We start from the raw sequence: 15,405 nt of genomic DNA, 5'->3' as shown, positions 1-15,405 counted from the left end.
ATTGAGAGTATTAAAGTAGATTGGAAGAAGGTCTATAGCTTTAACGGGCCAGCAAGCTTTTTGGCGATACATCATTAATCTTTGTCGCTTTAGCTTTTGCCCGATTAGCCGCCGCATCTCCCATAATTTCTTTATAAAGTTTCTTTGATGCGTCTTCTAATTTCTTCTTCAGCTCTACTGGGTCGGGTTTGCTGTGAGGCTTGTTCTTTTTCATTTCATTTGCGATTTTTTTGTAGGGCTGCAAAGCCTGCTTCACATGCTGCAATATGTCCTTGCTATAAGAAGGGTGGCTCCCGTAGTGAGAGGGAAGGCCGGTTTTGGCCGAAGCGCTTCTTTGTGTCGGCAGTATCAGGCTGTTGTCTTTATAGTTAATATTGTACTTTTCATCCAGCAAACCATTAACGATTAATACTCTAAGGTCGGGTAGATCTTTCGCTATTTCTTCAATACCGTTCCTTACCGAACTGATATTAACTATATGATGCACCTGATTGCCGTAAGGGGCGAAGCCGGTGGTGAAGTTATTTACTTCTACTAAAGTCAGTGCATCACCTTTTTTGCTGGTGAAGCTTTTGCCCGCTACGCCGTCGTGGCCGCTGCCGTCTTTGGTGTAGTTAGACAGGTTGGAGGTGGCGACAGGGCCGGTTCCTCTGCCTGTGATGTGATATTTTGTGTTTGGGTGTGCATTGTAGGCGTCGCAGCCGGGTTTTGTTTTGGCTTTTTCTACGCCCTGCCAACGATAAGAGCAGCTGTTGTTTTTCTTGTAAGACTGTTCATGACGAGCCAGGCAAGAACCGCCCTCCATGCCTTGCACCGTTTTGTGCGGGCCATAGCCATCGGTGTAACACTCATGAGGTCCTTCTGACTTTTGCTTTTTGCTCATAACATCGCCTTTTGTAATATGCACGCACAGGTGTCGCCGTAATCCGAGCTGGACAGGATCGTCGCGTAGGGCGCCTGGGATTGTCCCAAGGCTAATGCCTGGGCGGCGATGGCGATATTCAGCGCGCCGCTGGCGGCGCCTGTTTCGCCCACTGACTCCGCCACTGCTTTGAATCCGCCCGCCAGGCTTGGTCCAATTGATGAACCGGGAATCGCCATGCCTAACTCAGTACTGCGCCAGTGCTCTCCGTTAATATCGGTATAGAGTTCTGTCTGGAAGTCCGGCCCGAAGTTCTGCATGGCTTGATTCAACGCATTGATCAATCCGCGCCCCTGGGTGCGGCCAATTTGCCAGAATCCATAATCGTCTTCGCTGCAGGCAGTGGCTTTCAGCCAGACCATCGGCTTGCCCCCGCGTTGCTGCAGGGCATCGACCCGCTCCAGAATCAAAGCTACTGCCGCCTCTCCCGGCGCCAGGCCGTGGGCGGAGTCAGGCGTTTTCAGACGCCCGGCTTCGTTCAGCCAAAGCAGAGAGAAGCCATCCAGCATCGAGTCGACGGCTATGATAATGCCCCGGTGAATCGCGCCAGCTTCCATTTTACTTTTTAAAGCGAGAATTGCCTCACCGATCCCGGCATGGCCACTGCAAAAATATCCCCGCTGTTCCAGCGGTATGTTGAGTTCGTGCTTGATCAGCAAGCCGCTGAGCAGGCTTTCAGAGCTGTAAGGAGGGCGTATTCTGCGGTCATAGTAGAAGCGGTCGCCTTCCAGGGTCGGCAAGACGATTGCGCAGCCGGTGGGCGTCTGAGTCAGTTTGGCTCCGGGCGTTTTACCACGCTGGATAAGATTGCCCAGAGCGTGGTCCGCCAACAGGCGCCAGCGGGCAAGGGCGGAAAAGCCCTCAGTGACTGCGGCGACCGGGTGTCCGATTAACGGAACCATGTCGTGCTCATCGCCATCGAACACTTTAAACCCGCTCACTTCAGTGCTTCTGGACATGCCGGCGAGGATCGAGGCGAAGCTGTCCTGCATACCTCTTCCTACGGAAGTGATCGCGCCGACTTCGCTGACGGCGATAGGAAGCTCAGTATTAAAGTCCTGTGGGGTGCTCATAGGAAGGCTCTCTTACCACTGTCCTGGAGTATGGGCTGATCCGTGCTCTTGCACCCACTGGGCGATGCCGGATAACTGTCTATATTGCTGTTTGACGGGGTTCTCTACCGAGAACGGCGCGCCGAGTCCGAACCGGATGCACAGTTCATACTGAATCCAGCGGCGCAGGAAGTCGGGCGTACGAGGGCTGGCCAAACTTCTGCCGATAGTTTGTGGGCAGGCGGGTTCCCCATAACGGTAGCGTAAAGCCGGATCAAATCGGCTCTCATTATCCAGCATCCATTGGCGCCATTTCGCCGGGTCCCGGGAGAGCTGCTCTATGTTCTCGCCATAGGGGCGTCCGCCTGGATGCTGGGGAGATTTACCGTTCTTAAAGTCCGCAATTTCATGATCAAACAGATCTTCTTCAAAAAAACGCTCTTCATGAAAGGCTTCTTCATAAAGATTGGCGCCGACCAATAGATTCAACGCGTGCGCGGCGTGATAGGCCAATTCATCGTCAGCCAGGGCAGGCAATAAAAAGTTCACGGCTCTGAGATCGCCGCTGATGCCTAATGCGGCAATCAGATCGATATTCAGTTCTTTTTTATTGATGGCCTGCAGAACAATCTGCATTTGTTGCCTGATGCCGGCCAGAGCAATAGGGATCGCAAACACCAGCGGCTGATTGAGCAACTGAGGGAGAACGTGGGTTTCGCCGAGTCGCAACATCCCCACCGCCGCCAACTGCCGCACTGCGTTGGAATCATGTTCTAACAGCGGATAAAGCAGCTTGGCGTGGCTTGTCGTATGGTTCTCCGCTACATTTTCTAGCGCGCTTGAAAGAAAGGGAGAAGGCATGTTCTCAAGAAGGTTTTTAGCGCCCTTGTCCGACATTTTGCGGGTGATCGCTACAGCTGACGCGATAATCGGAAACAACTTATGGTGAGTGGTTTCCAAAATCGCCGCCAGCTTGATGCGCCACTCTTGAGGGTAGTCCTGGCGCAGTGCGCGTGCGGCGGCGGTTACCTTGTCATATTCTTCAGACTCTTCCTCAAGCTCATCGTCGATGCCTTTCAGTAAGGTTTCCCACAACAGAGAAATGCATTGCCCGTCATGCGCCTGACAGAAAAATCTGGCGATGGCGTAGATCTCGCCTGAGTCGGCTTTTGACAAATGCTTCAGACAGGTTTGCTTGGCCGCATCGCCGCCTGATGTGAGCGCGAAAATATGCGCATCCAACCGGTCTTCCAGATCTTGAAGATCTCTCCAGGTTATTTCCGGGTCATTTCTCCATGCGAGATAGCTGTTGTATAGAAAAGACGCTTCTTCCAGGTGCTCCAAATATAGCTGACGACAAAACTCGTCTACAGGAGCGAAGTTAAGAGGTCCTGCTCCCATGTATCTAAGACTCCAGTTTCACGTGTTTCATGACTTCGACGCCGGGGATCTGGGCGTTTATTTCCGCTACGCTGTTAAAGCCGCCGTTAAGCGGTATGACGCAGCGCCAAATCAGGAACACCTTATGTTCGTCGGTGTTGACGATGAGCGTATCCAGTTCGCCTTTGTCCCTAAGAACGCCAGCTCCGCCTTGAAGCTGCACGTGACATTCCGGCGCAGGCAGGTTGGGCAGGAAAAACTGCAGGCGGCCACGAGGGGAAGCATTCACTATAGTGACTTCTTCGTTGCCTGCCAGATAGCCGTCCAACACCAGTCCGGGCGATGCGGCGTTGTAAAACTTCTTGTTGAAGTCAAAAGGGAGTAAGGGCTTACGCGTTTTCTCCCAGGTTTCATCGTAGGTGCCCGCGTATTTTATGCGCGGTTCCCAGTGGCCCTCGATAAAGCCGAAACCGACGGGCGCTGGCGCATCATTGTAAGCGCGAATCAGATCGTCCGGATTCTCCAGGTTTGGCAGAGGAGTACCTTCTTCGAAATCTTCCAGCGGATCGCGATAGCCCACTCCCATGGGATTGCGAGATTCCTGGCTGATTTTTTCGCCATCGTCGCCACGGGGATCTTTGCCACCGAATGCGCGCTCGTAGATCAGCGGTATTTTCTCGAAGTGCGCAGGAGCGGTGGCGATGGGGTGGGAAGGTCCCATTGTCCAGTGCCGGTCTCCGAACACTTGCACAATTTTTCTTGCCGGGCCTACGCGGATGCCAACTTTAACGCTGGCGTCGTTTTTGCGCTCGGGATAGGCGTGGCCGATCAGAACAATATCGGCGGCAGGTTTAAAGTAGACGCATTCAGGCTCGTATTTCAGGCTGGACTCGCCAGGTTCCCCCCAGTATTCGCCAGCTAAACAAAGCGGCGCCTGTTCGTCCGCCAGTCGTAGCTGCTGGTTGCCGACGATGTCATAAGTCGCCTTCACAACCAGTGTCAGGACGGGGACGAACTCTTCATCATTCAGGTAAAGGGGCTCAACAACAAAAGGGGTTTTATTGGTTATTTCCGGGTGCGGCATTGTTGATCGTTATTCACTGACCGAAGATTAAAGTTCTTTTTTGCAAATGATGCATTTTGGTTTTTCAGTGATCGGCATCGCTATGATGGGCTTCTGCAGCACAGGGAAGGGCGGCGTATTCATCTTGTTGTGCAGCATGATGTCAAAGGCGCGCGGCACGTTTTTGCCTTCGAATTTGGTGTCGAAGGAGTACATGGAGAACTCCGCCTTGTTCTTGATAGTGCCGGAAGCGACCCCGCCCCCCGCCGTTCCGCCTTCATCGCCGGTACTGGTTGAGAAGTTTGAGTCTTTCAGACAGACGGGATTGCCGTCGCATTTAACCTTTTTGGCGCCCTTGGCCGAGTTGCTGGACATGGCGATGTTGGGATAGGGGATAGGAACAGGGCCACCCGGCGTGGGGGTTTTACAGACATCCGGGAAACAGATGGTCACTCCACCGCTGTCCTTGTGCACCACGGACATATGATTTACGCCGACTGTAACGCCCATTGCTATATTCCTTAATCTCTTGAAATCTCGTGTATATTCGCCCAGCGTCGTCTTCGACGCAACCGTTCTTAGTTGATCGCGACGTTGGCGCCTTTGATTTTGTTGGATGACATGGCGCGGTTCAGAATATCTTTGCCTTTGATGACGACCTTGCCGTCAGCTCGCAACAGGATGCTGCTTTTGCCGCACACCAATTGAATTTCATCACGCGCGTCGAAACGTACTTTTTTACCATCTATAACGGCGCCATCTGTCTTACCAACAGGCAGCACGACCGTCTGACTTTCATTGGGAACCAGCGCTTCGCCGACGACGCCGATAATGACGGGAGATTTTTTGCGCCCGCCTTCGAATAACATCAGCAATTGTTGGCCTGGAACGGCCTGGCTGGGGGGGAGTGTGATGGTGGTTTTGGCGAGCAGCGCGCCTTCGCTGTTGCCGGGGAAGTCAATCCATGCGCGACCTTTAGCGTCCACTTCCACCAGTTTTCCAATAATTGGGGTTGCGGCGGTTTCCGCTACGGATTCAAATAACTCGTTGACTGCACCCATGGTCGCGCCTCTTTCCTTTGGTGTTGAAAATAAACTTAATAATCAAGCGACGTTTGACGTCGAAAACCGTCATGCGATTGCCGACAGCGGTCTAAATTCCAATTGCTCCGCTGAACTCCAACTCCTTGTGACGACAAGGCTATCGGGAAGTCGGACATCGCATATTCTGTATCACATTGAGTGTGTCGCAAGGATACATGAGGCCACTGGACCTGACTACCGCCATAAGGCTGAGTGAATTGTCAGCCGTGCGCTTGGGGCGTAAAGCGGCGAATCGCGTTAGATAAAAAGGGTAGAGGTAAGACGCCGCTACAGTTTGAGTTGGCCAGTGATGGAAGCTTGGTTTAAGGTTCCTGAAACAATAGTCAAACATGGAACAGGGAATGGACTTGCGTATGAAACACGGTGGCGATCTGGTGGCTGAGGCCTTGTTGGAGCATGGCGTCGGGGTGTTGTTTACATTATGTGGCGGGCATATTTCGCCCATTCTATCCGGTTGCCGCAAGGCGGGAATGCAGGTGATTGACGCGAGGCATGAGGCGAGTGCGGTATTCGCCGCTGACGCTTATGCGCGCCTGACGGGAATACCCGGCGTGGCGGCGGTGACGGCGGGTCCTGGGGTCACCAACGCTGTAACGGCGCTGAAAAATGCGCAGATGGCGCAGTCTCCGTTAATTCTGCTTGGCGGGGCCAGCGCGACAGTGCTGCGCGGGCGTGGATCATTGCAGGATATCGATCAGACCGGGCTGCTGGCGACCACGGTCAAGCAATGCTTTGCGGTGGAGAAGGTTCGCGACATTGCGCCGACATTACAGGAGGCGTTCAGAGTTGCGTGCGCTGGCGCGTCCGGCCCCATATTCGTTGAACTTCCCATCGATCTGCTTTATCCAGAGCAGGTGGTAAGAGAATGGTATGGCGTGAAAGGCGGCGAGCAGGGGAAGGGCGGTCTCGGCGGGAAGGCGGTGCAATGGTATCTGGACTTTCATGCTGAACAGATGTTCAAAGGGGCTCAGGATTCGCCGCAGCGGAGCACGTTACGAGCCCTGCGCCATACTGCGACGGACGTGTCTCTGGATGTGATCGATGCGGTAAAGAATAAATCGTTGGCGACCGTGGCGGCGCCGTCCCTGCGCAAGGCGAAGCGTCCCGCTGTGGTGATCGGCGGCCAGGCGCTGCGTCATCCTGAACAGGCGGACAAGCTCGCCTCTGCGATCGAAAGATTGGGCGCGCCAGTCTATCTCTCTGGCATGGCGCGGGGCCTGCTGGGGCCGGATCACCCACTGCAGCTGAGGCATCATCGCAAGCAGGCATTGCGCGAGGCGGACTGGGTTTTATTGGCTGGAGCGCCTTGCGACTTTCGTCTCGATTATGGCTCTCATATTTCCCGAAAAGCGACGTTAGTGTCAGTGAATACGCAGCGCGAGGATCTGTTCAAAAATCGTCTGCCAACCATTCCGGTCTGGGGAGATCCCGCTGCTTTTCTTGTGCAATTGGCGGAGTCATGTGGAGAGACGATGCAATGGGACGCTGATTGGCTGGAATCATTACGTGACAGGGATCGGCAGAGGGAAAAAGACATCCGCACGCAAGCGTCGGTAGCGGGCGGGCGCATTAATCCGCTGGATCTGCTATTGCAAATCGACGCGGCGATGGACGAGAGAAGCGCGATCATTGCTGATGGCGGCGACTTTGTAGCCACCGCCGCCTACACGCTACGTCCTCGCTCCCCTTTGAGCTGGCTTGATCCTGGTGTGTTCGGGACGCTTGGCGTTGGCGGCGGCTTTGTGTTGGGAGCCGCAGCGGCGACGCAAGGGACGGAGTTGTGGCTGCTGTACGGCGATGGCTCCTGCGCCTATTCCCTCGCAGAATTCGATACCTGCGTTCGTCATAACATCGGTGTGATAGCCGTGGTCGGTAATGACGCCTGCTGGAGCCAGATCGCCCGAGATCAGGTGGAAATACTGCAGGACGATGTGGGGGTTATGCTGCGTCGCACGGACTATCATAAAGTCGCCGAGGGCTATGGCGGGGTGGGCTTTCTACTGGATAAGCCAGCCGATATCGCTCCTGTGTTGCAAGAAGCGAAAGTTTTGGCGCGTCAGGGCAGGCCGGTATTGATCAATGCGATTCTGGACCACTCGGACTTTCGAAAAGGCTCAATATCCGTCTGATCAGTCCCGCGAGGCCTCTATGTTGAGCGCGCTGTGGTAATGGCGCTCAATGGTTTCATCGACTGATTCCGCATACGTGTCTCCCAAGGGGAGCGGAGACACCTCTGGCGGTGAGGCGCTGCCGGAGAAAGGCAGCCTCAGATGCATTAGGCCGCTGCGGAACAGTTCAATCGGCATGATCTTAAGCTTGGGGGAAATGCGTGGGCGGAACCCCATATGGGCGAGAATATCCCGATCGATCTGCACTCCGGGCGCAATTTCCGTCAGCTCCAGGCCGTCAGGTCTCAGACGAAAAACGCAGCGTTCAGTGATGTAGGTGACCTTTTGACCGCGCTCCAAGGCGTAGCGGCCGCTGAAGGTGAGGTGTTCGACGTTGTTCACCAGTTTCATGGTGGCGTCCGCAACGCCGAACTCCAAGCCATTGCCGGTGATGCGGATGTTGTAATCGCCCGCCAGGAAGGTGCCGAGAAAGTACACTTCCTTGGCGTTCTGGCTGATATTGATAAAGCCGCCGGCGCCGGACATACGCTGGCTGAAGCGGCTGACATTGACGTTGCCTTCGCTATCCATCTGCGCCATGCCCAGGAACGCCTGATCCAGACCGCCGCCATCGTAAAAGTCGAACTGGGAGGGGTGATCTATGATCGCCTCGGCGTTCATTACCGCGCCAAAACTAAGGCCGCCGGCGGGAAATCCGCCGATGCCGCCTGGCTCGATCGTCAGCGTGACTTCATCCATCAGGCCTTCTTCCGTGGCGACGGTGGCCATGGTCTCGGGCATTCCGATACCGAGATTGACGATAGCGCCGGGGCGCAGCTCCATCACCGCGCGGCGGCAAATCAGTTTGCGAATATCCAACGCCGCTTTGTGGTCGCATAAGTGCAGATTGATTTCGCCGCTGTAGGCCGGGTTATAGCTCTCCGCAAATGTCTGTTGATGATGTTCGGGCGGCGCCACCACGACCTTGTCCACCAAAATGCCGGGGATGCGCACCCGGGAGGGATGCAGGCTGTGACGGGCGGTCAGCCTTTCCACCTGAACAATGACTAGACCGCCGCTGTTATGGGTGGCCTGGGCGATGGCCAGACTTTCCAGAGGCATCGCCTCTTTCTCCATGGTGATGTTGCCTTTGGGATCGGCGGTGGTGCCACGCAGCAGGGCCACATGGATGGGGAAGGCTTTGTACAGCAAATATTCCTGGCCCGCCACATTGAGCAGCTCTACCAGTCCCGGAGGCGTGCTGTCGTTGATGCGTCCGCCGTCATAGCGGGGATCGACGAATGTATGCAGCCCGACATGCGTGACGACGCCGGGCTTGCCAGCGGCGATATCGCGATACAAATGCGTGATGACGCCTTGGGGCAGGTTATAGGCTTCGATTTTGCCTTCGCAGGCCAGTTTGCCGAGTTTCGGCACCAGGCCCCAGTGTCCGCCGACCACCCGTTTCACTAACCCTTCATGGCCAAGGTGGTTCAGTCCGCGCTCTTTGCCGTCCCCCTGTCCCGCTGCATAGACAAGAGTCAGGTCCCGCGGCGACTGCGTTTCCTTGAATCGCTTTTCCAACGCCACGGCGAGAGTTTCCGGAAAACCGATGCCGACGAAGCCAGCGGTGGCGACGGTGCGTTCGTTTTCAATCAGGGAAGCTGCTTGTTCGGCACTAATTACTTTCGGGTGCATAACAACCTCGGAGTCATGGATTGGCGTAGGCTTGCTGGGGTAGCCAAGTGACCAGTTGCGGCCACATGAATACGAGCACCAGGGCGGCCAGCTGAAGGAAAATAAAGGGCGTAACGCCGCGATAGAGAGTCCCCACCCTGATTTCCGGCGGCGCCACTCCTTTGCAATAGAACAGGGCGAATCCTACCGGTGGCGTCAAAAAAGACGTTTGCAGACAGACGGCGAACATGACGGTGAACCACACCAGATCGAAGCCAAGTTGCTGCACCACCGGCGCCACCAGCGGCAGGATGATCAGGGTGATTTCGATCCAGTCCAGAAAAAAGCCGAGCAGAAAAGCACAGGCCAGAATGCATATGATGACGCCGTTGGGGCCAAATGGCAGGCCGGTCAGAGCGTTCTCAATCAGCTCATCGCCCCCCAGGCCTCGCAAGACCAAAGAGAAAGCGGTTGCGCCAATGAGTATGGCGAAGATAAACGCGGTGGTTTTGCTGGTTTGACGGCAGACATCGCGCAACATATTTACATTAAGTTTTTTGTTGCGCCAGGCCAGGAAGGTGGCCCCGAAAGCGCCGACGCCGGAGGCCTCTGTGGGCGTCGCCAGGCCGAAGAAAATAGAGCCCAGCACAGCCAGGATCAGTAAAGCCGGCGCCATGATTGAACGTAATGCAGCTAAAGCGATCTTGCCGTTGAGAGGTTCTGCGTCTGCGGCGGCAGGCGCGATGCTGGGGTCGAAGCTGGCGCGGGCGACAATGTAAAGGATGTATGCGGAGCCCAGAAGTACGCCAGGCATTACGGCGCCGAGAAACAGGTCGCCGACGGACATGGCCAGTTGATCCGCCATCATCACCAGCATGATGCTGGGAGGAATGAGGATTCCCAGGGTGCCGACGGCGCAGACTGAGCCGACCGCCAGCTCCGATTGATAGTGGTTTTTCAGCATCACCGGCAGCGCCAGCAAGGTCAGCAGGGCGACCGATGCGCCAATGATGCCGGTGGATGCGGCCAGCAGCAGTCCGATGATCACCACCGCGACAGCGGTTCCCCCGTTCATGCGGCCGAACAGCTTGGATATGTCATTCATCAGGTTTTCAGCGACGCCGGATCGGTCTAGCATTTGTCCCATGAAGACGAACATGGGCAGCGCCACTAACACCCAGTTATTCATGATGCCCCAGATTCGATCCACCGATAGCGCGGTGTAGTCCCAATCAATGCCGATAAATGCGTCCAGGTAGGTGTCCGCGAACAGGGCGACGCCAGTGAATACCACCGCGACTCCGCCCAGTAACCACGCGACGGGAAAGCCGGAAAAAATAAGAATGATGAATGTGGCGAACATTGCGATGGCCAGGACTTCATTCAGCTCCATCGCATTACCTCGGTTTCAGGAAAAGATAGGCGAACACGCGGCTGAAACGGGACGCCGTCGCGATAGAGAGAAGCAACAAGCCAACGGGCAGCGCCGCCTTGATAGCCCATCGATAAGGCAGCCCGCCGGGAGACAAAGAGCGTTCACCACTGAGCCAGGCGCCATAGACGAAGGGATATGCGTAATAGGTCAGTAACGTAAGGAACGGAATCAGCAAAAACAGAATGCCGAGAAGCTCAATCCAGCACCGGGATTTCAGAGAAAGACGCTCATGGACGACATCCACTCTCACGTGGTCGTCGGACTGGTAGCAATACGCCAGTGCGGTGAGGAATCCAATGGCGTATAGATGCCACTGTAACTCTTCGAACTCAATGCGCCCTTCGCCGAAAAAGTAGCGCATCACGACATTGGTCATGATCACCAGCATCAGGATGGGCCAGATCCAGGCGCTGGCCTCGCCGACTCGACGCACGCATATGTCCAGTAATCTGGACAGTCGTGTGTGCGGCAGCTCTGGCGGCGGGCTCGCTGCGGCGTTTAGGTTGGAGAAAGCGTGATGATGTTCAAAAGATGAGGGAGAGAAATTTTGTGGGGATGCGTCGAGACCGCGCTTATGGCGCAATAGCTCGCTCTGAGACGATGATGCGTCGCTCAGTGCGTCGGTGTTGGCGCTGTCAGCCTTAATAGGATGCGCCTGCATATGGAAACTCCTGCTTATTATTCTCACTGCGGCCTATAAAACGGGCGTCCCTTTGGCGGAACGGGATAGCCTCCAGCCGAAAAAGGTGGGGGCCGGGCCCCCACAAAGTGTCGTAGCGACACCCTAGAACGCTATGGGTACTGCTTACCTCAAGGAAATCAGACACCGCTGCGCAACGTCCAGCCAAGCAGCTTTAGAAGTCGCGCGGCAGATATCCCAACTGCTTCCAGCGCTTATACTGCGCTCCGAACGCCAGCTGGTTTTCGTATACTTTCTTGAAATCCGCATCTTTGGCGGCTTCTGCATCGAGTACTTTTTTGGTTACTTCCTGCAGACTGCGCAGTATGCTTTCCGGCAATCTGCGGGCGGCGGCTCCGTCAGCCTCCAACTGCTCCATGGCGCGGCCCTGAATGGCTTCGCTGCGCGCCAAATCGCGTGTGACGCCGGCCTGACACGCCAGATTGATCATCTCTTTGTCGTTCTCGGAGACGGCGTCCCATTCCTGTTTATTGACTACCAAATGGAAAGCGGAATGCGGCTGATGCCAGCCGGGGAAATAGTTGTATTTGGCGACTTTGTTGAAACCCAGTTTCTGGTCGACGGCGGGGAGGGAGAATTCCGTCGCATCGATAGCGCCTTTCTCCAGCGCCTGGAAGATTTCGCCGCCAGGCAATACCGTCACAGAAGCGCCCAGGTCCTGCATGATTTGACCGCCGATACCGGCGAAGCGGACTTTCAGGCCTTTGACGTCTTCCAGGCTGTTAATCTCTTTTTTAAACCAACCTGCGGTTTCCGGCCCGGTCAGGCCGCACAGCAGGGGATGAATGTTGTCGCGATGATAGATTTCCTCCGCCATCTGGCGGCCTTCGCCTTCATACCACCAAGCGATATATTCCCAGGGCTCCATACCGAAGGGAACGGAGGAGAACAGTACGGAGGAGGCGATACGGCCTTGGTCGTATCCCAGCCAAGTGTAGCCGGCTTCGATTTTCCCGCTTTTGACGGCTTCGGTGATATCCAGTGTGGGCGCCAGTTTATTGGGCTCGTAGTGCTTGATCATGATGCGGCCGCCGGAGGCTTTGTTAAGCGACTCCATGACGCCGGGAATCGTGTCGCCCAAGGCGGGAAGGTTGCTGCCGTACGCCGCCTGCATTTTCCAGCGTACTTTGTCGGCCGCCTGCGCCGCTCCTGCGCAAGTCAGTGTGGCGACAATGAGAACTTTGGCGAGCGTGCGCGAAGATAAGGATGATGAGGTTCCATGTAAATGCATAGTATTTCCCTAAATTTCTTTTTATTGCCGACTACTATCGGAAGGCAGAATACATATATTGGGCCAGCTTTTAAACTCCTTGATTTTCATATAGATACGTATCAAATATGACCTGTTCTCCGGTGGCTGTACGGAAGGCCGGACAGGTGGGCGGCCTGGTATCTCCGGGAGCTTGTAATCGCTGACATTAATGAGGCCGTGGAGTTGTCCATATTTTCAGACAATGTATGAGGAATCGGACAAAAAGGGCGGGGAGGTTAGTTATAAAATTATTAGTACAAGTTTATCTGTGCGAGCTGGTTAAATATGCTCTTTGCACCTTTTTCTGCATGCTTTACGCACATGAACGCTCGGAAAAGGCGTCTTGCGACGCCTTAAATCAACGCATGCTTCTGCAATTTTTCATAAAAGGTGGCGCGGGATATCCCCAGCGCCTTCGCACTGGCGGAGCGGTTGCCATTACAGGCGGACATCGCCTGCTTGAGAAAGTTGCGCTCCGCCTCCGCCATGGCCTCCGATAGCGGCTTGACGGCCTCGCGACGTTTTTCTTTATCTCCGGCCCCCTGCAGATGGGCGAAATCCGCCACGGTTAACTCCGTTCCTTCTGCGAAAATAAACGCGCGTTCCAATGTGTTATGAAGCTCTCGCACATTCCCTGGCCAGTGGTAGGTTCGCAGTAATTGCATCGCTTCTGCGTTGAGCTTGCGAAATGGCAACGCGGAAGCGTCGCAGAACTGTCGCAGCATATTGCCGACCAGTAGCTCGATGTCGCCTTCTCTGTCTCTCAGTGGAGGCACCTCGATAGGCAAAACGTTTAAGCGATAGTACAAGTCAGAACGGAATTCTCCGGTCTCCACCATTTGCTTCAGATTGCGGCTGGTGGCGGCGATGATGCGTACGTTGACGCGAATGATGCGATTGGAGCCCAGGGCTTCGAACTCTTGTTCCTGCAGCACCCGCAATAACTTGGTCTGCAGGCTCAGAGACAAGTCGCCGACTTCGTCCAAAAACAGAGTGCCGCCGTCCGCGAGCTGGATTTTTCCAATTCGCCCTTTGCGATCCGCCCCGGTGTAAGCCCCAGGCGCTGCGCCAAAAAACTCTGCTTCCAACAGGCTTTCCGGTATCGCCGCCATGTTGACGCCAACGAACGGCCGCTCCGCGCGCACCGATGCGTGATGGATGGCGTGGGCCAGCACTTCTTTGCCAGTGCCGGTCTCGCCCAGCAGTAAAACGGTGGTGTCCAGCTCCGCCGCTTGGCGCGCGCGACGGATCAGTTCACGGATGACCGGGCTTTGCCCGATGAAATCCGCGAAGGAATATTTCGCCTGCCGCATGTCCGCCAGCTGTTTTTCCGCCGTGGTGGGCACGCCGCGCAGGCGACCGAACTTTTCCACCAGGGGTTTCATGTAATCCAACTGCTTGTAAAACACGAAACCAATGCCGCCAATGACTTGATCCTGATCGTCCCGGATCGGCATACGGGTCACCACCATCCAGGTGCCGCGAATGCGCATGAGATCGAGAAGAATAGGGCGGCCGCTTTCCACCACCTGACGCATCATGCTGTTGGGAATGGCTTCCTCCACCGGGCGGCCGACATACTTCGCGGCGTCTTCCGGCAGTTCCAGCAGAAGGCGGTATTTGTCGCTGAGCCAGCGAATTCGGGCTTTTTGATCGACAATGATGCTGCCTTCGCAAAAACTGTCCAGCAGATCCATCAAAGGATTATCTTGAATAAAGGCTAATTGGGCTTCGATAGGAAGCCGACTGTCTGAAATTGAGGTTGCCATGTCTACGCCGTCCGTTTCTTAATCCGACCCTGTCCATTGAGAGGGACCGAATGACAACAAAAGTACTCCACGTGTAACCGGGAAACATACTCCGAAAGCTGCCGTCAGGCAATGAAACTGTGGGGGTACAACAATGGTTTAGGTAAAAAGTTCAATGTTTGAACAATTCTCGCGGCTATCGTTGATATTGACGCCGCGATCAGGTTTTTAGTTAGTGTGTCTGAAGGTATGATGCGACGAAACGACGTCGTCATTTGATGTCGACCCTCTGTTTTAACAAGGACGCACTGAATGCCGGAAGACCCTTTGTTTACTCGCTGGCGACGGCTTTTCCCCGTGGTGGACCCTGCAACCGTCAAGCGCTGCTTTGATGGATTGCGGCGCGCCTACACGGAACCGCATCGCCATTACCATACCTTGGATCATATACAGGCCTGCCTGCGCCATCTCGATGAGGTTCCTGGCGAATTGGAAGATCCCCGAGCCGTGGAGTTGGCGCTTTGGTATCACGATATTGTCTACCAGATAGGAAACGCGGATAGCGAAGCGGACAGCGCCCGACGTGCGGTCGTTGAGCTGCGCCAGCTGGGTGAGACACCCGATATGACGGCGAAGGTGCGGGCCTTGATTCTTCACACCCGCCATCCGTCACAACCGGATTGCCATGACGCCGCGTTGCTGGTGGATATCGACCTGGCGATACTGGGCGCCGCTCCGGCTTTATATGATCAATATGAAGCCTGGATCAGGCAGGAATATAAAGACATTCCCTGGCCGCAGTATTGCGCGGGTCGCCGTCGGGTTCTGCAAGGCTTTTTGAGCGACGTCTTCATCTATCAGACAGATAAATTCCGCAATGAACGGGAATCCACCGCCAGAGCCAATATAGAACGAGCCTTGGCGTGTCTTACGGAGCCTGAGGGAAGTAATAGAGGCAAATAGGC

Annotated in this window: 13 protein-coding genes; 2 read left to right on the top strand and 11 right to left on the bottom strand. The window is 55.2% G+C overall.

Features of this window, described 5'->3' with window-relative positions; genetic code table 11:
• Nucleotides 1–40: 40 nt before the first annotated feature.
• The 6 genes from O5O45_RS14590 to O5O45_RS14565 all read right to left on the bottom strand — a co-directional run bounded on the left by O5O45_RS14590 (nucleotide 41) and on the right by O5O45_RS14565 (nucleotide 5,478).
• On the bottom strand, nucleotides 41–883 hold the full coding sequence (locus O5O45_RS14590; RefSeq protein ID WP_305905940.1) for an AHH domain-containing protein: 843 nt from the start codon (nucleotides 881–883) through the stop codon (nucleotides 41–43).
• A complete protein-coding gene (locus O5O45_RS14585) occupies nucleotides 880–1,995 on the bottom strand; it encodes a hypothetical protein (RefSeq protein ID WP_305905939.1) in 1,116 nt (371 codons plus the stop codon). The genes O5O45_RS14590 and O5O45_RS14585 overlap by 4 nt, the downstream gene beginning before the upstream one ends.
• Before the next feature lie 12 nt (nucleotides 1,996–2,007).
• Nucleotides 2,008–3,375 carry a hypothetical protein gene (locus O5O45_RS14580; RefSeq protein ID WP_305905938.1) on the bottom strand — a complete coding sequence of 456 codons (1,368 nt, stop codon included), beginning with the start codon at nucleotides 3,373–3,375 and terminating at the stop codon, nucleotides 2,008–2,010.
• A 4-nt stretch (nucleotides 3,376–3,379) separates the two neighbouring features.
• Complete coding sequence (locus O5O45_RS14575) at nucleotides 3,380–4,438, bottom strand: DUF2169 family type VI secretion system accessory protein (RefSeq protein WP_305905937.1); 1,059 nt, start codon at nucleotides 4,436–4,438, stop codon at nucleotides 3,380–3,382.
• Nucleotides 4,439–4,465: 27 nt separating this feature from the next.
• Nucleotides 4,466–4,927, bottom strand: a complete 462-nt coding sequence (locus tag O5O45_RS14570) for a DUF4150 domain-containing protein (protein WP_216739476.1) — start codon at nucleotides 4,925–4,927, stop codon at nucleotides 4,466–4,468.
• A gap of 68 nt (nucleotides 4,928–4,995) precedes the next feature.
• Nucleotides 4,996–5,478 carry a DUF6484 domain-containing protein gene (locus O5O45_RS14565; protein ID WP_305905936.1) on the bottom strand — a complete coding sequence of 161 codons (483 nt, stop codon included), beginning with the start codon at nucleotides 5,476–5,478 and terminating at the stop codon, nucleotides 4,996–4,998.
• Nucleotides 5,479–5,861: 383 nt separating this feature from the next.
• Here O5O45_RS14565 and O5O45_RS14560 point away from each other — a divergent pair, with 383 nt between their 5' ends.
• Nucleotides 5,862–7,649, top strand: a complete 1,788-nt coding sequence (locus tag O5O45_RS14560; RefSeq protein ID WP_305905935.1) for a thiamine pyrophosphate-binding protein — start codon at nucleotides 5,862–5,864, stop codon at nucleotides 7,647–7,649.
• Here O5O45_RS14560 and O5O45_RS14555 read toward each other — a convergent pair whose 3' ends face one another.
• The 5 genes from O5O45_RS14555 to O5O45_RS14535 form a co-directional block, all read right to left on the bottom strand.
• Nucleotides 7,650–9,326: an acyl CoA:acetate/3-ketoacid CoA transferase gene (locus tag O5O45_RS14555; protein WP_305905934.1), complete on the bottom strand. Its 1,677-nt coding sequence runs from the start codon at nucleotides 9,324–9,326 to the stop codon at nucleotides 7,650–7,652.
• Between the two features lie 13 nt (nucleotides 9,327–9,339).
• Nucleotides 9,340–10,698 (bottom strand): TRAP transporter large permease, encoded by a 1,359-nt coding sequence (locus O5O45_RS14550; RefSeq protein ID WP_305905933.1) that lies wholly within the window; start codon nucleotides 10,696–10,698, stop codon nucleotides 9,340–9,342.
• A 4-nt stretch (nucleotides 10,699–10,702) separates the two neighbouring features.
• Nucleotides 10,703–11,401, bottom strand: a complete 699-nt coding sequence (locus O5O45_RS14545; protein ID WP_305905932.1) for a TRAP transporter small permease subunit — start codon at nucleotides 11,399–11,401, stop codon at nucleotides 10,703–10,705.
• 193 nt (nucleotides 11,402–11,594) lie between these two features.
• Nucleotides 11,595–12,671, bottom strand: coding sequence for a TRAP transporter substrate-binding protein (locus tag O5O45_RS14540; protein WP_305905931.1), 1,077 nt, complete (start codon nucleotides 12,669–12,671; stop codon nucleotides 11,595–11,597).
• Nucleotides 12,672–13,045: 374 nt separating this feature from the next.
• Nucleotides 13,046–14,461, bottom strand: a complete 1,416-nt coding sequence (locus tag O5O45_RS14535) for a sigma-54 interaction domain-containing protein (protein WP_305905930.1) — start codon at nucleotides 14,459–14,461, stop codon at nucleotides 13,046–13,048.
• Nucleotides 14,462–14,752: 291 nt separating this feature from the next.
• Here O5O45_RS14535 and O5O45_RS14530 point away from each other — a divergent pair, with 291 nt between their 5' ends.
• Nucleotides 14,753–15,403 (top strand): HD domain-containing protein, encoded by a 651-nt coding sequence (locus O5O45_RS14530; protein WP_305905929.1) that lies wholly within the window; start codon nucleotides 14,753–14,755, stop codon nucleotides 15,401–15,403.
• Nucleotides 15,404–15,405: the final 2 nt, after the last annotated feature.

It is taken from the genome of Hahella sp. HNIBRBA332 (assembly GCF_030719035.1).
Taxonomy (GTDB): domain Bacteria; phylum Pseudomonadota; class Gammaproteobacteria; order Pseudomonadales; family Oleiphilaceae; genus Hahella.
This window is presented reverse-complemented; position numbering and strand designations above follow the sequence as displayed.